The organism is Psychrobacter sp. TB20-MNA-CIBAN-0197 (assembly GCF_040309765.1).
Taxonomy (GTDB): domain Bacteria; phylum Pseudomonadota; class Gammaproteobacteria; order Pseudomonadales; family Moraxellaceae; genus Psychrobacter; species Psychrobacter submarinus.
In genome coordinates, this window is sequence record NZ_JBEOPC010000941.1 from 1 (window position 1) to 257 (window position 257).

Here is a 257-nt window from a genome sequence, read left to right on the forward strand (position 1 = left end):
CGATACGACTGAATAAGCGCAGGCTCTTTTTGTCTTGTAATTGACTGATACCAGAGACAATCGGATAAAGCTCTTCGACGCTGGCTTGAAACAAATCATCACGCGGTAAAGTATTAATGACGTGCATCATCTTATGATGTGCATGACCATCACGCGGTAAGTCTGCCATTGCCATGATTTTATTGGCTTTTTCACGCAGTAATGGTATCTGTTGGACAGTAAGTTGATAAGCTTGCGACGTCAGTAAACCAATAGAT

Annotated in this window: 1 protein-coding gene; it reads right to left on the reverse strand. The window is 42.0% G+C overall.

Annotated elements, in window-relative coordinates; translation table 11 throughout:
• Positions 1–257, reverse strand: a 257-nt coding sequence (locus AAEY83_RS16645) for a hypothetical protein (RefSeq protein ID WP_351060855.1), incomplete at both ends; no start/stop codon positions are given.